At 37.4% G+C, this 17,514-nt stretch carries 17 protein-coding genes, 1 tRNA gene and 2 pseudogenes; 8 read left to right on the top strand and 12 right to left on the bottom strand.

Going from position 1 to position 17,514, the window contains the following annotated elements; all coding sequences use genetic code 11:
• Nucleotides 1-75: 75 nt before the first annotated feature.
• The 3 genes and pseudogenes from NE363_RS03660 to NE363_RS03650 all read right to left on the bottom strand — a co-directional run bounded on the left by NE363_RS03660 (nt 76) and on the right by NE363_RS03650 (nt 3,169).
• Nucleotides 76-1,380: a DcaP family trimeric outer membrane transporter gene (locus NE363_RS03660; protein WP_151789156.1), complete on the bottom strand. Its 1,305-nt coding sequence runs from the start codon at nt 1,378-1,380 to the stop codon at nt 76-78.
• Nucleotides 1,381-1,651: 271 nt separating this feature from the next.
• Nucleotides 1,652-1,841, bottom strand: a pseudogene (locus NE363_RS03655) (hypothetical protein).
• Between the two features lie 80 nt (nt 1,842-1,921).
• Complete coding sequence (locus NE363_RS03650; RefSeq protein ID WP_445535846.1) at nt 1,922-3,169, bottom strand: MFS transporter; 1,248 nt, start codon at nt 3,167-3,169, stop codon at nt 1,922-1,924.
• 127 nt (nt 3,170-3,296) lie between these two features.
• Here NE363_RS03650 and NE363_RS03645 point away from each other — a divergent pair, with 127 nt between their 5' ends.
• From NE363_RS03645 to NE363_RS03630, 4 genes are all read left to right on the top strand, one after another.
• Nucleotides 3,297-3,923: a lysophospholipid acyltransferase family protein gene (locus tag NE363_RS03645; protein WP_445535845.1), complete on the top strand. Its 627-nt coding sequence runs from the start codon at nt 3,297-3,299 to the stop codon at nt 3,921-3,923.
• Between the two features lie 68 nt (nt 3,924-3,991).
• Nucleotides 3,992-4,909, top strand: a complete 918-nt coding sequence (locus NE363_RS03640; RefSeq protein ID WP_004705841.1) for a patatin-like phospholipase family protein — start codon at nt 3,992-3,994, stop codon at nt 4,907-4,909.
• 105 nt (nt 4,910-5,014) lie between these two features.
• Nucleotides 5,015-5,476, top strand: a complete 462-nt coding sequence (locus NE363_RS03635) for an NfeD family protein (RefSeq protein ID WP_004705839.1) — start codon at nt 5,015-5,017, stop codon at nt 5,474-5,476.
• Between the two features lie 28 nt (nt 5,477-5,504).
• Entirely contained in the window at nt 5,505-6,359 is an 855-nt protein-coding gene (locus tag NE363_RS03630; protein ID WP_445535844.1) for an SPFH domain-containing protein, read from the top strand.
• Nucleotides 6,360-6,428: 69 nt separating this feature from the next.
• Here the strand turns inward: NE363_RS03630 and NE363_RS03625 are convergent, their stop codons facing one another.
• From NE363_RS03625 to prpF, 3 genes are all read right to left on the bottom strand, one after another.
• Entirely contained in the window at nt 6,429-6,797 is a 369-nt protein-coding gene (locus NE363_RS03625) for an MmcQ/YjbR family DNA-binding protein (RefSeq protein WP_004885440.1), read from the bottom strand.
• 59 nt (nt 6,798-6,856) lie between these two features.
• Entirely contained in the window at nt 6,857-7,768 is a 912-nt protein-coding gene (locus NE363_RS03620) for a polyprenyl synthetase family protein (RefSeq protein ID WP_445535843.1), read from the bottom strand.
• A gap of 160 nt (nt 7,769-7,928) precedes the next feature.
• Nucleotides 7,929-9,116, bottom strand: a complete 1,188-nt coding sequence (gene prpF, locus NE363_RS03615) for a 2-methylaconitate cis-trans isomerase PrpF (protein WP_445535842.1) — start codon at nt 9,114-9,116, stop codon at nt 7,929-7,931.
• 379 nt (nt 9,117-9,495) lie between these two features.
• Here prpF and NE363_RS03610 point away from each other — a divergent pair, with 379 nt between their 5' ends.
• A complete protein-coding gene (locus tag NE363_RS03610; protein WP_445535841.1) occupies nt 9,496-10,851 on the top strand; it encodes an amino acid permease in 1,356 nt (451 codons plus the stop codon).
• 97 nt (nt 10,852-10,948) lie between these two features.
• On the opposite strand, the pseudogene nudC reads toward NE363_RS03610, so the two are convergent.
• Nucleotides 10,949-11,717, bottom strand: a pseudogene (gene nudC, locus NE363_RS03605) (NAD(+) diphosphatase).
• Between the two features lie 288 nt (nt 11,718-12,005).
• Between nudC and NE363_RS03600 the strand changes: the two are divergent.
• Complete coding sequence (locus tag NE363_RS03600) at nt 12,006-13,529, top strand: cryptochrome/photolyase family protein (RefSeq protein WP_445535840.1); 1,524 nt, start codon at nt 12,006-12,008, stop codon at nt 13,527-13,529.
• A gap of 4 nt (nt 13,530-13,533) precedes the next feature.
• Nucleotides 13,534-13,674: a DUF2256 domain-containing protein gene (locus tag NE363_RS03595; protein ID WP_445535839.1), complete on the top strand. Its 141-nt coding sequence runs from the start codon at nt 13,534-13,536 to the stop codon at nt 13,672-13,674.
• Nucleotides 13,675-13,759: 85 nt separating this feature from the next.
• Here the strand turns inward: NE363_RS03595 and NE363_RS03590 are convergent, their stop codons facing one another.
• The gene (locus NE363_RS03590) at nt 13,760-14,014 is read right to left on the bottom strand and encodes a TIGR03643 family protein (RefSeq protein WP_134263139.1); all 255 of its coding nucleotides are present in this window, start codon (nt 14,012-14,014) and stop codon (nt 13,760-13,762) included.
• A gap of 312 nt (nt 14,015-14,326) precedes the next feature.
• Between NE363_RS03590 and NE363_RS03585 the strand changes: the two genes are divergently transcribed.
• Nucleotides 14,327-14,399, top strand: a tRNA-Arg gene (locus tag NE363_RS03585).
• 225 nt (nt 14,400-14,624) lie between these two features.
• Here the strand turns inward: NE363_RS03585 and NE363_RS03580 are convergent.
• From NE363_RS03580 to NE363_RS03565, 4 genes are all read right to left on the bottom strand, one after another.
• A complete protein-coding gene (locus tag NE363_RS03580; protein WP_445535838.1) occupies nt 14,625-14,981 on the bottom strand; it encodes a hypothetical protein in 357 nt (118 codons plus the stop codon).
• Nucleotides 14,982-15,830: an RHS repeat-associated core domain-containing protein gene (locus NE363_RS03575; protein WP_445535837.1), complete on the bottom strand. Its 849-nt coding sequence runs from the start codon at nt 15,828-15,830 to the stop codon at nt 14,982-14,984. It abuts the gene before it with no gap.
• Nucleotides 15,793-16,287: a hypothetical protein gene (locus tag NE363_RS03570; RefSeq protein WP_445535836.1), complete on the bottom strand. Its 495-nt coding sequence runs from the start codon at nt 16,285-16,287 to the stop codon at nt 15,793-15,795. Before NE363_RS03570 ends, NE363_RS03575 begins: the two co-directional genes overlap by 38 nt.
• A gap of 258 nt (nt 16,288-16,545) precedes the next feature.
• Entirely contained in the window at nt 16,546-17,274 is a 729-nt protein-coding gene (locus NE363_RS03565) for a hypothetical protein (protein ID WP_445535835.1), read from the bottom strand.
• Nucleotides 17,275-17,514: the final 240 nt, after the last annotated feature.

Genomic DNA, 17,514 nt, shown 5'->3' with positions numbered 1-17,514 from the left:
TATTTAACTCAACTACAAATAAAAAGTCGAGGTTAACTAGAACCTCGACTTTTTCAGACTTAAATCTTTGAAAAATTAGAAGCTATATTTAGCCATTAAACCAATACGGTTATCTTTGTAAGACTGGCCCGCAAATGTATCACGCTTACCGTTGATATATTCAAGACCTAAGTCAATTGGCTTAACAGGTGAATAGATAACGTTGATCCACGCTTGCTGAACTTTTTCATTACCAGCTGTATATGCTTTAGCATAATCCGTGCCATCATCAGCAAATTCTGCACCGTATGCTAAAGTTGAGCGTAAGTTAGGTAGAATTTTATAAGTACCACCTACTTGTACAGCAACAAATTTATTTTGCTCGATATTGTTATTTACCAATGTATAGGCAGCGTTACTACCGTATAAATAGCTACTATCACCAACTACATATGAAACATCAGCAAATAGTTTTAGAGGATCAGAAACTTTAAAGTCTGTACCCGCAGCAATACCCCAGCCAGTTTTATTATCATCACCAAGTGATGATTTATAATTTTCCACTAAAGCACGAGCTGATGCAGAACCTCTACCGTCTGCATAACCTTGAGTAATTTTAGCAGTTAATGCAGGTAAGCTATACTTGATACTATCGCCAGTTGCCGCAGAAGTGCTATCGCCTTTTTCAGCAGAAACAAACAATTGCGTAGTTGGTCCTAACTTGTAACCATAGCGTACTTGCGGTACACGTTTAGTACCACCACCAACGTTTGTCGAGAAATCGATCATTTCTGGTGCATGGCTTGATAAGAAGTTAGATGTCGTTTGACCAAATAACCAGTCATTATACGTTAAGTAAGCATGGCGAATCCGCAATGAACCATTTGAATCTGTTGTTGAACCAGCAAAATCAACTTCGAGTTTACCGCCCACTTTGGCATCATTTACTGGAGCAGTAAAATCTAAACCAAGACGTGTAGTTTTAGCAGTCGCACGTAATTTATCGTGTGTTTTACCATCAGTCTTACTAACGTCAGCAAAGTCATTATCTGCACCTTCGATAATGTAGTTAGCATCACCACGAACAAAACCATAAAGGTTTACATCAGCACCAGCTTTAGATTTAAATCCAGCTAATGGCGAAGCTGGCGCGGCAACTGGTTGTGGTTGCGCTTTAACTTCAGCTAACTGTACTTGCTGTTGTTGCTGTACTTGTTGTTGCTGCTGTTGTACCTGACGCTGCTCTTTAACTAATGCTTTTAATGCTTCAACTTCTTGACGAAGTTTTTGAATTTCCTCTTTTTCAGAGGTTGCCGCATTTGCCCCACTCATCATTAAAGCTGTTACTGTAATAGCTAAACTTTTAACAACAAACGATTTACGATTAAGGAATAGATCCATCAAAAACTCCTAAAAATATATTTTATGTCGCTTATCCATGCCAAGTTGATTCGTGTGACCATTGAGCACTAAAAAATCAACTCTTCTCCAAATTTGATTGCATTAATTTTATTACCGCAATCAAAACCAATTTTAACGCTGGGTAAGATTAAAAATTCCAAATCAAAAAATCAAAACAGCTTTTTGTTTACAGAACTTTTACCTTAACTTCATGTTGTAACGAATCCTACACAACTCTCTTATCTTATAGAATGATTAAATCATTATTTCATTATTCTTTTTTAGACTTTAGGCTAATATACAGTCTAATTGAATATTCTCTTATCCAAATCGATTGATTCACATGATTTTTCTTGTTATCCGCATCCCTTTTCTCCATCTAGCTTCCAATTGCTACTCAAACAAGATGGCACAATTAATAAGCCATTTGAATAGCTAAAAATATACATTTTTAAAAGAATGACTAAATACATAACCGCCATTTTTTAACATAACTTAAGCTGATTTAAGTCTCTTTATTTCATCGACTTAATGTCATTTTTTATACAGTTTTTGTTGCTTTCCATACGTAAATAGGAATTAAAAATAGTACAGCAATAGTGACAATAGCTATCAAATAATGGAAATAACCAAATACATCTCCAATAACACCACTCAAAGTATAAAGCCCACCACTTACGGTCGCCATGACCGAAACCTGAAAAGTAAAATCGGTGCCAGCATAGTTCTTTCGGCTGTAATGCATGACTAAGGTTAACATTACAACCAGTAGCATGGCGGCAAAGGCATCTTCTAAAGCATTTATAGTATAGATAAGCCATGCATTTATTTTTATCTTTTGCTCGTAAGCATAAGCCAAATAAACATAAGCACCTAAACTCATGATTTTTAATATTGAAAAACTAATTAATGTAGTTGGTCTAGAAAAGTGCTTTAACACCCAACCCGCAATAAATGCACCCACTAAAGCAGCTACAGCACCTAGCATAGTGATGTAAACACCAATTTGGGTAAAACTTAGTCCTATATCTACCATTAAGGGTTTGAGTAACGGCCCAGCTAAGCCATCGGCCACTTTAAAAGTGATAAGTACCATTAACCAAGATCTAAGTTCTTTATTTTGAGAAAAATAACTAAAATAAGCCTTAATTTTGGTGACTAAATTTGGCTGGCTAGATTCATTAGTAGAATGAGAACTATGAAGAGGTTCTTTAAATAGTAAAACTGGTAGAGTATTGATAAAGACTAAAGCAGCTAATAATAAAAATGTCGGCTGCCATGACAACCAGTCTAAACACCACAGCACAGCTCCCCCACCCACGATAAAACCAAGCCGAGAACCTACCACTTGAAAAGTATTTCCCCAATGCTGCTGATCATGTTGCAATAAATTGACAGCTAAAGCATCGGTAGCAATATCTTGCGTTGCGCCTGTTAAGTTCATAAATAACAGAGCAATGAAAAATATAAATAAGTACAGCGGCTGATCTAAGGCTTGAATGGGGAAGAAAGATAAAACACAAAGTACGGCCACCGTCAAAAGCTGAGTAGGTAAAATCCAGCTTCGATAATGTCCTAAGCGTGAAATCGCATGTCGATCTACACACGGTGCCCAAAATATTTTGATTGACCAAGGCAACATGAGCAGCCCAAAACCACCAATATGGGCAAGTGATACACCTTGAGCTCTTAATATGACAGGCAAAGCATGTGTCATAAAACCAACTGGCAAACCTTGTGCCCAATATAGAGAAAATAGCAAAAGGTAAAGATTTTGCTGTCGAAACATATATACCTACTTTTATTTGTTTGTGCGGTAATCACATGAAATACCATGCGTGGTCTTACATTTTGCCAATGAAGCACAGATTTCAAAAGATTAAGATAAAACAAAGGATGATTTAAAACTTAAAAATATGGAACAACATTTCCCTACCCTCCCTCCAGAGGTACCTCAACGTGGTAATGCTTTAAGTCGAGCATTATTTAAGAAACTTTTTTTGGCTCAAGGTTGGACTATAGAAGGTGAAGTACCCAACTTTCCTAAAGCAGTAGCTATTATTTCTCCCCATACATCTAATATTGATGGCTGGTATGGTTTTCTTGCCATTTTTGGATTGGGTATTCAAATTACGGTACTGGGCAAAGACAGTCTATTTAAGCCACTGTTTAAACGCGCTCTAGATTGGGCAGGTGTTATTCCTGTAAAACGTGACTCAGCCAATGGACTGACGGAACAAGTAGTAGCCACGATTCAAGACTATGACAAAATCTGGATTGGCATGGCACCTGAAGGCACACGTAAGAAAGCAAAAAAAATGAAGAGTGGTTTTTATCATATTGCTGCAAAAGCCAATATTCCGATTGTGATGTTTTCTTTTGATTATGATCGTAAAACTATTCACTGCATAGGACACTTAAATCCAAGTGGCAACTATGATGAAGATCTACAAAAGATTTTTGAGCGTTATAAAGGAAAAATATCACCGAAAAATCGTAATTGGCTTGCGGAGCCTTTACAAAATCTTGTGAAAAAAACCTAGCAAAAATTGAACGAATCTGGTCTGATGAGCCATCTTAATTTATCTTGCCATAGATTGTTTTTTTAAAGATGAAAATTGCTCAATTTGCCAGTATCGGATTTATCTCTTTAGCCCTATTCGGCTGTGATAAGTTCAGCAAAACACCAACACCCACCACTTCAGTTAAAGCACGCGAACCAGTAATCGCACTTGCCTTAGGTGGCGGTGGAGCAAAAGGATTTTCACATATTGGTGTTATCAAGGTTTTAGAATCACATGGTATTAAGCCTAAAATTGTTACAGGTACAAGTGCCGGCAGTTTCGTAGGAAGTATCTATGCCAGCGGACAAACACCTTATCAGCTCCAAAATCTTGCACTTAAACTGCAAGAATCTGATATTCGTGATTTAACGCTTAATCGCCAAGGTATTATTCTTGGGCAAAAGCTACAAGACTATGTGAACCGTAACGTTGGCAACAAGCCGATTGAGAAGTTCCCAATTCGTTTTGCAGCAGTAGCAACCCGTCTTGATAATGGTCAAAAAGCTGACTTCATTAAAGGTAATGCAGGTCAAGCCGTACGCGCGTCTTGTAGTATTCCAAACGTATTTGTACCTGCTACTATTGGCAATCAAAAGTACGTAGATGGCGGATTAGTTAGCCCAATTCCTGTAAAAACAGCACGTGATATGGGTGCAGATATCGTGATTGCGGTTGATATTTCAGCACGTCCGGCAGGGAATCGCCCAGCGAATATGTGGGGATTGCTTGATCAAACCATTAATATTATGGGTCAACAAAGTATTAATGAAGAGTTAAAGCTAGCAAACGTAGTCATCCAACCTAAAGTCGGACACCTAGGTACACTCGATTTAAAATCAAGCAATGAAGCTATTTTAGAGGGTGAGAAAGCTGCTCAAGGTCAAATTCGTCAAATTGAAACTGCAATTGCGAATTTCAAAAAATCTCCTGCCGCATTTAAGCCAGCACCACGTCCTAAATTTTAATTGAGGTGGTTTTTTTCTATCCACACCTACCATCATCTGCTACAGTGGTAAAAGTGATATGAGATCACTTTTACCCATCATAAAGATATATAAAAGAGCAGATCTATGGAGTTTGTTGTAGAACCTTGGCACTGGTTTGTATTGGGTATCTTACTTATTCTTTCTGAGCTGATTATCCCTGCTTTTGCCGCTCTCTGGTTTGGTATTGCAGCCATTATGGTTTGCTTTCTCTATTGGCTATTTCCAGATATTAGCCTCACAACACAAATTGTATTGTGGATTATTTTATCGGTGCTGTGCACTATTCTTTGGTTCAAATTTATTAAACCATTGTCGATTGATAAAACTAAAGCGGGTTTACCTCGTGAAGCCACCATTGGGCAAATTGGTATGGTGATTCAAACCGAACTCGCTCATGACCAAATTATTGTTCGTTTCCCAATGCCTATTTTAGGGGCAGATGAATGGAACTGTCGAAGCACCACCCCTGTGAAAGTCGGTGATCGAGTTCGAGTCATTGATATTTCGGGTAATGACTTAATTGTTCAGCCCCACAGTACTTCATAAACATTAAAGATAAAGAGAGGTTATTTTCATGCCAGTTGGTACCATTATTGTTTTAGCCTTTTTGGCTTTTGTCGCAGTTACCATTTTTAAAGGGGTACGTATTGTTCCTCAAGGTTATAAATGGATTGTTCAGCGTTTAGGCAAATATCATTCTACGCTTAATCCAGGGCTTAACTTCGTTATTCCTTATATTGACGAAGTGGCATATAAAGTCACCACTAAAGATATTGTGCTGGATATTCCATCTCAAGAAGTGATTACCCGTGACAATGCTGTATTGCTTATGAATGCAGTAGCGTATATCAATTTAACAACCCCTGAAAAAGCAGTGTACGGTATTGAAAACTATACATGGGCCATTCAAAACCTTGTACAGACTTCATTACGTTCTATTGTTGGTGAAATGGATCTAGATGATGCACTGTCTTCACGAGATCACATTAAAGCGAAGCTCAAAGCTGCAATCTCTGATGATATTTCGGATTGGGGTATCACTTTAAAAACTGTAGAAATTCAAGACATTCAGCCATCTTCAACCATGCAAGCTGCTATGGAAGCTCAAGCTGCTGCTGAACGTCAACGTCGTGCTACAGTGACTAGAGCTGACGGTGAAAAACAAGCTGCTATTTTAGAAGCAGATGGTCGTTTAGAAGCATCTCGCCGTGATGCAGAAGCACAAGTTGTCTTAGCAGAAGCATCTCAAAAAGCGATTGAAATGGTAACAAGCGCAGTCGGTGATAAAGAAACACCTGTCGCTTACCTATTAGGTGAACAGTACGTTAAAGCAATGCAAGACATAGCTAAATCGAGCAATGCCAAAACTGTTGTGTTACCTGCCGATGTTTTAAATACAATCCGTGGCATTATGGGAAAGCATAATTAATTTCTTTGCTTTCAATAAATCATTGAAATAAAAACGGCGACCATCAAGTCGCCGTTTTTATATTGAGTATTATTGGTTGTTTAATCTTTTTTGATCTTTCAAAGGTAGCTTTTTTACGACTAAGTCATAAGAATCTCGAATCAAATCTTGAAGTAAATCACGAGTTAGGTTTTTATGCGGAGTAATAGAGATCCAGTGTTTTTTATTCATGTGATACCCCGGAATAATAAAAGGATAAAGCTCCTGATATTCCTGACTTTTATATGGATCACATTTAACAGTAATCATTTTTGTGCCCGTTCCTTCCCCTACTAATAAAAACACCTTTTCTAAAATTTTAAAGACGTCACATTCTGGTCCAAAGGGTTGGCTTTGCTCACTAAAAGGAAGATTACACGCAATCTCTATTGCAACTTGATGGAGCTGATCACCATTCATTCTTATCTCCTTTATTCATTGAATATGAATACAAGCAGGATTATTAATTTGATTTTATATTAGTTGGTACGGGCTAAAAGGAATTGTGAAATCTCAACTAATTCTTTTGCATTTTCACCAAAATGCGCTAAAGCTTCAAAAGCTTGGTCATGCAACTCTTTTGCATAAACCTGTGCTTGCTCAAGTCCCATTAAAGCAGGATAAGTCGACTTTTGTACTTGTTCATCCTTACCCGCAGTTTTACCTAAAGTTTCAGTGCTTGAGGTAATGTCCAAAATATCATCTTGCACCTGAAAAGCCAGTCCAATCGCTTGTCCATACTGGCGCAATTTTGAAATTGCCTGATCCGTTCCAGAGAAAAGTGTCACTGCCCCCATCATAATAGCCGCCTGAATAAGCGCTCCCGTTTTATTACGATGGATATTTTCTAATTCATCTTGAGAAATTTGTTTAGCTTCAGCTTGTAGGTCTAAAACCTGTCCACAAACCATTTTAGAGCTGGCTGTTGCTAAAATTTGAATTTGCTTTAATACAATTGCAGCATCAGTTCCCTGCCCTTGCTCATCAAACAAACGACTCCCTAAAACCTCAAAAGCCATCGACTGTAAAATATCGCCTGCAAGTAAAGCGGTATCTTCACCAAATGCTACATGACACGTTGGCTGACCACGACGAAGCAAGTCATTGTCCATACAAGGCAAGTCATCATGCGCTAGCGAGTAACAATGAATAAGTTCAACTGCAACTGCAGCACGGCGAGCGGCAGCAAAATTTGGATTATCTTGTAAAGAAGCTGTGGCGTAGCATAAAGCTGGACGAACACGTTTTCCACCAAGCATAACGGCATGGTGTACTGCGTTTTTTAAAGGTTCAGGAATTGAAAATGCAGCGAGTGTTGTCAATAAATCTTGTTGAATACGTTGTTGAGCTTGTTTTAAAACATCCGCATTAACTTGAGAGAGTGATGACACAGTCGCCTCGTAAAATCAGTAGAGAAATTTTATTAAATGTTATGAAACATTCGTGTACTACATCATACACGATTCATTGTAAAAAGTGGGTGATGTGTTATGGATGCCACATGCAAAAGAGCCTCTCTATAGTAGAGAGGCTCTTTCATTTAAATAACTTTTAGAAACTGTCGCCCGGAACTCGAACCCAGCCTTCCATTAAGACACGTGCACTACGGCTCATAATGGCTTTTTTTACCACCCATTGGCCATTTGTAAGTTCAGCTTGAGCACCAACACGTAATGTTCCAGATGGATGTCCAAAACGCACTGCTTCACGCTCTCCACCACCAGCTGCTAAGTTTACCAATGTGCCCGGAATCGCAGCAGCAGTACCAATTGCTACAGCTGCTGTACCCATCATCGCATGATGCAGTTTACCCATCGACAAAGCACGTACCAGTAAGTCGACATCGTTTTCTGAAACGGACTTACCGCTTGAAGCTGTGTAGTTTTTCGGTTTAGAGACAAAAGCAATTTTTGGTGTGTGCTGACGCGCAGCTGCTTCTGAAATATCTTTAATTAAACCCATCTGAACTGCACCATACGCACGAATTTTTTCAAAACGTGCCAGCGCAGTTGCATCACTATTGATATGATCTTGCAACTCTGTACCTTGGTATCCTAAATCTTCTGCATTTAAAAAAATGGTTGGAATACCTGCATTAATAAATGTCGCTTGGAAACGACCAATATCAGGAACATCTAGTTGGTCAACAACATTCCCTGTTGGGAACATATCGCCGCCTTCTTCACCATCATCGGCAGGATCTAAGAACTCAATTTGAACTTCAGCGGCAGGGAAAGTCACCCCATCTAGTTCAAAGTCACCGGTTTCTTGAACTTGACCATTGGTAATAGGCACATGTGCAATAATGGTTTTCTGAATATTTTTTTGCCAGATTCGAACCGTGCATAGGCCATTTTCTGGAATACGATCTGCATCAACCAAACCATTTGAAATCGCAAATGAGCCAACCGCAGCAGTTAAATTACCGCAGTTACCGCTCCAGTCCACAAAAGGCTGATCAATTGAAACCTGCCCAAACAAATAGTCGACATCATGATCTGGCTGTGTGCTTTTAGCCAGAATAACGGTTTTACTCGTACTTGAAGTGGCTCCACCCATTCCATCAATTTGCTTTCCATAAGGGTCTGGGCTACCAATGACACGTAGTAAGAGTTGATCTCTTGCTTGACCTGCCACCTGAGCTCTTTCCGGCAAATCATCAAGTTTAAAAAATACACCTTTACTGGTTCCACCACGCATGTAAGTTGCTGGAATTTTAATTTGCGGTACTGAGCTCATATCAACTGTTATCCTTACTATTGTGTTTTTATATCTCAAAACAAACAGACTTGTTTAGTCATCCGCTTCATCTTAAATCGTTTTGTGATCTAGAGATAGCGTTATACTTTTATACATCAATCGTATTGACGCAGACTTATTTTGAGAATTTAGATTCATGCTCGCAATGACCGAATTAAGCAAAATCATGAAAAAAAGAGTCTATCAAAAAATATATTTTTAGAATATTTTTCAATCATTTTTGAATTATTAAAAGCAAGTTAATGATTTTAAATATTTTTTAGTGTTACTTTTCAGTCACCGCTTGTTAATTTGTAGTCTAGGCTAAAATAAATCCATCTATTAGAATAATTTACTTATTCATAGTGAGTGAAGACCTTTGACCAACGAATCTTCTACACTGCAACGAGGACTAAAAAATCGACATATCCAATTAATTGCTATGGGTGGAGCAATTGGTACCGGATTATTTTTAGGCTCGGCGCAAGTGATTCAATCTGCGGGACCATCCATTATTTTAGGATATGCCATTGGTGGCTTAATTGCTTTTTTAATTATGCGCCACCTGGGAGAAATGATTGTTGAAGAACCTGTTGCAGGATCGTTCAGCCATTTTGCTTATAAATATTGGGGTAAATTTCCCGGATTTTTAGCTGGATGGAATTATTGGATACTCTACGTTCTGGTCGCGATGAGCGAACTTACTGCGGTAGCCAAATATATTAATTATTGGTGGCCTCATATTCCAGCGTGGACGTCTGTCTTATTTTTCTTTGTCGTGATTACGGCAATTAACCTAACAAACGTCAAATTTTATGGTGAGTCCGAATTCTGGCTCGCTATTATTAAAGTTGTTGCGGTTATCTCAATGATTATTTTTGGACTTTACTTGCTATTTACAGCAGATGTAGGTTCAAGCATTTCATTTAGCAACCTTTGGACACATGGCGGATTCTTTCCAAATGGCTTTAGTGGCCTGTTCTACATGTTGGCTTTCTTGATGTTCGCCTTTGGTGGTATTGAACTGATTGGTATGGCTGCTGCAGAAGCAAAAGATCCGAAAAAAACCATTCCAAAAGCAATTAATCAAGTTGTTTTCCGTATCTTGATTTTCTATATCGGGTCATTGGCAATTTTACTTTCTTTAGTGCCATGGAACCAATTAGACCTTGGCGGTCTCGATAAAAGTCCATTTGTTATGATTTTTAGTCAAATGGGTATTGGTTGGGCTGCACACTTACTTAACTTTATTATTTTAACCGCTGCCCTTTCTGTTTATAACAGTGGGATGTTTGCCAATAGCCGTATGCTTTACGGTTTAGCTCAACAAGGTAATGCGCCTAAAATTTTCAAGAAAGTAAATAAACAAGGTGTACCTGTACCAGCAGTTTTGTTGTCTGCATTACTCATTTTTGGCTGTGTTCTTTTAAATTACTTTGTACCTGAAAATGCACTAAGCCACTTAATGTACATTGTAGTTGGAGCATTGGTATTAAACTGGGCGATGATCAGTATGACTCACCTTAAGTTTAAATCAGCAATGAAAAAACTCGGTCAAAAAACTCACTTCCCTGCACTTTGGGCACCATTTAGTAACTATTTGGTTTTAGGTTTCATTGCTGTTGTACTCTACATCATGTGGAGCCAAGGCTTTAAAGAGTCTGTGATGATGATTCCGATCTGGATTATTCTTATGTTTATTTTGTTTAAAGTACTTAATGCTAAAGAACAATAATCTGAACCCTTGTACTTAAAACATGAAAAAAGCCATTGTCTCGACAATGGCTTTTTTGTTTAAGACGATAAGATTAAAACTATATTTGAATGTCTATTTAGAGCCACTGTTTCGTATCATCAGCGACAGGTGTGCCATGAATAACATGCATAATCATTGCATGCGCAATACTGCCTTTAAATGGAATTTCAGGTAATTCATCAAATTTGAAAAACTGAGCATCACTGAGCTCTTTCTCCTGAATTTCAATTTCGCCCGCTTCATATTCAGCTTTAAAGGCCAACATTAAGTTACTCGGAAATGGCCATGGTTGACTCGCCAAATACTGAATACTCTTAATGTGCAATCCAACTTCTTCTAAGGTTTCACGTCGCACAGCATCTTCTAAGGTTTCCCCTACCTCTGATTAAACTGTACATCTGGCTCGTATTTCTGGCATTTTTGGCCAGCAAAATCTCGTTCTCTCCACGTGTAATAATAGTAATCACACAAGGGTTAACTCTAGGATATTGACTAAAATTACATGCAGGACAAGTCATAGAATATTCAGTCTTATGCTGCTGGGTTTTATGTCCGCAACGACTACAAAACTGATGATTACGACGCCACTCTAGTAACTGAAAAGCACGACTCGCCTGTTCAAACTGCGGTTTAGTCCAATACTGCAAGAGTTGGCGAATAGGTATGAACTGATATCCATTTGGTATAGGTTCACCTTCTTGGAAATCTCTTGCTATTACTTGAGGGTCTGCTTGTATATGTAAATCATGTTCCTGCTGTTTAAGGCAAGGCAAATTAAAATTCGCATCAACCAAAAGTTGTTGCTGCTGAAAAATATAAGCAATAGGAAGGTTGTTGGTATCCATTTATATACTCGAGTGAAGAACCTTCCGACGGCCTCTATAGCTCCTTCAAAAGGATCAGACTTAAAACATATTTTTCAAAAATCTTACGCATATTGGCAAACACCTTCAATTTATTTAATTTGTATCTTTTTGATTAAAATCACATTTTATTCACGCATTCTATGTTTTTAAGTTATATCTATGACTTTATAGCTAAGTGACTAATAATAAACTTAGAAGCACTGCTTCACATAAAATTGATCTCTGAAAACTTAGACTAGTTTTAGTTCCATCTCATGAAGCAAAAATATGCGATTTGGTTTAATTCTGGGTGATCAATTAAATCACCAACTCGCAACGCTCAAGTATTTAAACCGGAATGAAGACATTATTTTGATGGCTGAAGTACTTGAGGAAACATCTTATGTTGCTCATCATCCACAAAAAATAGCGCTGATTTTTAGTGCAATGCGACACTTTGCAAAAGAATTAAAAGCACAGGGCTGGAAAATCCGTTATCACACATTTAAGCGCGAAAGTCATATAAAAAAGTTAGTCGACTTTATTGCTTTGCAGCAGCAACACTTCTCGGCAAATACTCTCGTCGTTACCCAATGTGGTGAGTATCGCTTACAGCATGAAATCGAAAGTTCATGGGCTAACTCACTAAAACTACCTGTTATTTGTTTAGAAGATGATCGCTTCTTTTGTACCATAGAACAATTCAAACAATGGGCAAACAAATATAAAACACTAAGAATGGAATACTTTTACCGAGAAATGCGCAAGCAAACTCACTATTTAATGCATGACCAACAACCTGTAGGCGGGCAATGGAACTTTGATCAAGCCAATCGAAAAGCATGGTCAGGCGACCCACCTTTGCCACCAAAATTAACCTTTGAGCATGATCAAATTGATATAGATGTTATTCAACTAGTCAAGAAAGAATTTTCTCAACATATCGGCAATCTCAATTCCTTTCTATGGGCAACAACCCGTCAAAATGCCTTACTTGCTTTAGACCATTTTATTTCTAACAACCTACCCCACTTTGGCGATTATCAAGATGCCATGGTTTATGGTTCAGATTTTATATTTCATAGTCTGCTCTCGCCTTATTTAAATTGTGGATTATTATTGCCACAAGAGGTGTGTGACGCTGCTCAAACAGCCTATTACAACGGACAGGCCCCCTTAAATGCAGTAGAAGGATTTATTCGTCAGATATTAGGATGGCGAGAATATGTGCGTGGAATCTATTGGTTATCTATGCCTAACTATAGCGATCAAAATACCCTTCATGCCAGCACGCCGCTGCCACAATATTACTGGACGGGTGATACAAAAATGACATGTATGGCCGAGTGTTTCAGAAATACCTTTGAACATGGCTATGCTCACCATATTCAGCGTTTAATGATTACAGGTAACTTTGCGCTTTTAGCAGGTGTAAATCCATCAGAAATTTGCGAATGGTATTTAGCTGTCTATGTAGATGCTTATGAATGGGTCGAATTACCGAATACATTAGGCATGGCTATGTATGCAGATGGTGGCATCATGGCAAGTAAACCCTATGCTGCATCGGGTAATTACATACATAAAATGTCAAATTATTGTCAGCACTGTACATATAACGTCAAAACAAAAACTGAACCAGACAGTTGTCCATTTAACAGCTTGTATTGGTATTTTATGAGCCAGCATGAGGCCATATTTCGTCAAAATCCCAGAATGGCTATGGTCTACAAAAACCTTGATCGTATGAAAGATAAAGCTTCTGTCATGCAGCATGCAAAGTTACTTATTCATCAACTTGATGAGCTTTAAGATCATGAAAAAACAGCATCTACCCCAGAAAATATGTGTCTATTGTCAACGCCCTTTTGACTGGCGAAAGAAATGGGAGCGTAGCTGGGAAGAAGTAAAATATTGCTCTGAAAGATGTAAACGACAGGCTCGCTCAAATAAGTAAATATTTCACGCGATTTTTTTCACTGATTCAACACTACTCTTCATTGTTGAATCAGTTGTATTTCTATTGATTATATTTGATAGTCTTACGCATATTTATACTGACGAGAACAGTAAGCTCGTTCAACTTCTGGTGAACGTAATTGCTGATGCTTGGTTTTACGCCCTGCCATACGCTTGCGCCAGAGTTTAAAACTGCTCGATTTTAAGTTGTATCTCATTAAACGAATAACTTCACTTTCACATAAACCATACTCTCGCTCAATTGCTTCAAATGGAGTTCGATCTTCCCATGCCATTTCAATAATTCTAGATAAGTCCTGTTCATCAATTTTTTTCATGCTATACCCTTTTAAATTATGCTGTAACCAAATCTGATTCTTTAACAAACAACCTTTCGGAAATAGCTTCACTTATCCGATTGCTGCCTTGAATGTTTTCGTGTTTTGCTTCAGATCATAGAAAGACAAACATGAATTTTTTGTGATTTTTTAGCTTTATAAACTCTATTTTTTATATAAGACATAAACCATTGTAAAACCTTTGAATGGTTTAACTTTTTATTAGCCACTATGGCAAAATTTTTAATACCTAAAACATGAAAAAAGCCATTGCCTTGGCAATAGCTTTTTTGTTTATAATCATAAAATTATGCGCCCTTAGCTTAACTGGATAGAGCAGTTGCCTCCTAAGCGACCGACGTGGGTTCGAGTCCCGCAGGGCGCACATATAATATAAATAGTTTACTTGAAGACCATATATAAGATAATAATGAACATTTATCTTTTTGTAGAAAAAGATAATAGATAAGGAGTATCAATTATATCTTCTATAAATTTTTCAATATTCCTTAAATTTACTTTTGGCAATACAGCCATATTTTTAAAAAGATAGAGATATATGGCAATAGGCTGAGTATGCCCCAACCTATGCTTGTTGTTATCTTACACGTTAAGCATCATCCATATTTTGGTCTTTTGTGCTTTTGTATGGCATTCCGCAATGAGAACAATTTTTTCTAAAAACTAACTTTATCCCATTACCAAACGATCCCATATTACTTATAAAAAAACCAGATTTGCACCAGGGGCATATATCGTTAGCTAATAGTCTGAACATAGAAAACAATATGATAGGAATAATAATAATCGGAAGATAGATAGATAGATATTTTTCTTCCGCTCCCACCAGCAGCAATACAATAATGAGAACTGTTGGGATGACCAATACTGATAATACAAAGTTTCTACGTAAACGCATTAAGCGAAAGTATTGCTGCATTTTTTCATCAACAGATTGCATTTCCATTTATTTATTCCCTTTCTTATTTAATAATTGAATCAGGTCTCTTATCGTCAATGACTTAGTATAATCAGTGGAGTGTGTAAATGAAGCACCTGGAGCTGCACCACCTCCACTATCACCTCCTATAGAAAAGCCCCAACCTGCATACTTTCTAGATGTATCAGTATGTACAGCTCCACATACAACAGCAAAACATAAAGTATTTGTTATCGCTTTGCCATCAAAATTATTACGACCACCTTTCCAGTAATCAATACCTATGCCTATACCCGCGCCCAAACCCACTGTTTTTGATCCTGTACCAAAAACTCCAATATCCCCTCCTTCCCAGATAGAGCCTTTATCACCTGTTGTAAAGTAAGTACCTGTTTGCCCTCCTATTCCTAATATAGGGGTGGTATTCGCACCAACTGAAATAGAATAAGTAGCAGCCCACATATTCTGATAAGAATTGTCATAGCTTACTGAAGTATAATTTGGTCCATATCCAATATTTAATGTTTGCAGATTATTAAACTGATTAATTTGCTGATTTATGATCATACTATCTAATGAATAATCAGACCCTCTGGTCATGGACAAACCAAAATCATTCATTTGTCTAAGTGACAATCCACTCGGATCTACATTCATCACTGGGTTACTACCCGCATATGCATACGGATTCAAGCCTCCCTCTAATCCAATCGGGTCTGGTTCCATATAACGGCCAAGTTCTGGATTATAGAAACGGTTGTGGTTATAGAACTGATTAATGCCCACATCATAATATTGACCTGGGAAAGGTAAGTTAAACGTGATTGATCCTGTCGGGTTACCTACACCAAAGGCTGTCGAATCCCAACTCCACACTACTGTATGTCACGCCATCAACTAAACGTCTTGGAGTGTTTAAATGGTCTGTAACAATGTAATAGACCTTAGTTGCAGCACCACTTCCATAAATCGCGGCTACTGGTTTGTCACCCATCCATACATATTCTACAAGCGCTCCAGTTTTGTCATATTCTCCAATTAAATGACTTTGTTCATCGTAGATGTATTGAGTCATTGTAGACACAGCACCATTAATGACTTTATCTCTAAAACTACGTTCATTTTTATGGTTGTAGTTCATGTAATAGTAATCTGTGCTTGCTCGGTCTACTTTACGGCGGCCTGCATTATCGTAAGTCGGTAAATAAGTACCATAACTTAGCTCACTGTTAGCAGTATGACTAAAAGTCTGCGCTACACCTCCTTTTGTAAAACTTGCGAGCTTATTTGTATTAGCTGTATAGCTATAGGCAGCACTAGCAGCAGGCTGCATGTGTTGTCCAGTAGCATTTAAAGTTAAACGATTTCCATTTTTGTCATAGGTATAGCTAATACTATAAGTCGCTGCTGTACCTGTGGTACGGCTTTCACTAAGTAAACGATCTACAACATCATAGGATAAGCATCCTTGGTTCCATTATTACGGGTAACGAGAGTAATACGACCATCTTTATCGTACCCAAAAGTTAATGAATAATTGATTGCTGATGCATTATCTTTATTCGTTAAACTCGCTATAGATCCATCATTATTATAACTTTGAGTGTAACTTGCATTGCCTGATGCTCCCCATTGCCAGCCTGTAATCCCAGATAATATTTTGAATAGCTTTTTTATTTAATTCTTGTATAGGATCTGCACTATACAATCTACTAAACTTACCATTTTCTTCTTTAAATATTTGAGTAACAGCTTCACCAGGCAATCGTACAAATATTATTTTGGCATTAAATGTTGTAGTTACCGGATTAGACGTTTCCATAGTAAAGTACTGAGAATCATAAGATTTATAGTACAATCTTGAACTAGTATACTGAGTTGTTTTAACGGATATATCCTGAACTATAATAGATGATTGATAATTATCATACCATCCCAATGTACTATTTTCTGGTTGCGCAAAATCTTGTGCTGCAGCCACGTTAAGTCTCAATGGTGCTTTATAATTAAATACATAAGGTAATTTCCCTGAAATAAGAGGTTGCTTATATGTAATATCTCCACTTAAAACCTCATATCCTGATGTACAAGACTGGATACTAGAAGAGTTCGCAGCAGCATAGTTTTGTGCCACAATGTCTGGAGCCCCATAAGCAGTTCTAAAAATCAATATTAAATAGATAAGAAATAAAAGCTTTATGTTATAAAAATTAAGTTTCCTCATTTTATAATCTTTACTATTGCGATGTCTTACTAATTGTTTTTTGTTCTGACATATTTTTATTGATAAGTTGAGCTTGATTTTTTGTGAAATCTTCATTGTATGAGACTATAGAGCTTGAATTACTATTGATTTTTTCTTCTGTTTCACATCCAGAAAGTATAAAAACTCCTAAAAAAGCTAAACAAAAAAATTTCAATACATTGATTAATTTAAACATTTACATTCACCTCATAGTTACTAAAAATAAAAACATATACAGAACATTTTTTATACAAAGAACAGTTGAGTTGGTCAACAAAAGATCAAAGTGTGTAGTTTTTATATCGCTTTATTTTT

The sequence above is a fragment of the Acinetobacter sp. G18 genome (assembly GCF_052660225.1).
Note: the sequence above shows the minus strand (reverse complement) of the source record. Positions and strands in the feature narration are given on the sequence as shown.

Coding starts and splice junctions, on each gene's coding strand:
- NE363_RS03660 (WP_151789156.1), bottom strand. CDS start 1,380: ATGGATCTATTCCTTAATCGTAAATCGTTTGTTGTTAAAAGTTTAGCT.
- NE363_RS03650 (WP_445535846.1), bottom strand. CDS start 3,169: ATGTTTCGACAGCAAAATCTTTACCTTTTGCTATTTTCTCTATATTGG.
- NE363_RS03645 (WP_445535845.1), top strand. CDS start 3,297: ATGGAACAACATTTCCCTACCCTCCCTCCAGAGGTACCTCAACGTGGT.
- NE363_RS03640 (WP_004705841.1), top strand. CDS start 3,992: ATGAAAATTGCTCAATTTGCCAGTATCGGATTTATCTCTTTAGCCCTA.
- NE363_RS03635 (WP_004705839.1), top strand. CDS start 5,015: ATGGAGTTTGTTGTAGAACCTTGGCACTGGTTTGTATTGGGTATCTTA.
- NE363_RS03630 (WP_445535844.1), top strand. CDS start 5,505: ATGCCAGTTGGTACCATTATTGTTTTAGCCTTTTTGGCTTTTGTCGCA.
- NE363_RS03625 (WP_004885440.1), bottom strand. CDS start 6,797: ATGAATGGTGATCAGCTCCATCAAGTTGCAATAGAGATTGCGTGTAAT.
- prpF (WP_445535842.1), bottom strand. CDS start 9,116: ATGAGCTCAGTACCGCAAATTAAAATTCCAGCAACTTACATGCGTGGT.
- NE363_RS03600 (WP_445535840.1), top strand. CDS start 12,006: ATGCGATTTGGTTTAATTCTGGGTGATCAATTAAATCACCAACTCGCA.
- NE363_RS03595 (WP_445535839.1), top strand. CDS start 13,534: ATGAAAAAACAGCATCTACCCCAGAAAATATGTGTCTATTGTCAACGC.
- NE363_RS03590 (WP_134263139.1), bottom strand. CDS start 14,014: ATGAAAAAAATTGATGAACAGGACTTATCTAGAATTATTGAAATGGCA.
- NE363_RS03580 (WP_445535838.1), bottom strand. CDS start 14,981: ATGGAAATGCAATCTGTTGATGAAAAAATGCAGCAATACTTTCGCTTA.
- NE363_RS03570 (WP_445535836.1), bottom strand. CDS start 16,287: ATGCAGCCTGCTGCTAGTGCTGCCTATAGCTATACAGCTAATACAAAT.
- NE363_RS03565 (WP_445535835.1), bottom strand. CDS start 17,274: ATGAAGATTTCACAAAAAATCAAGCTCAACTTATCAATAAAAATATGT.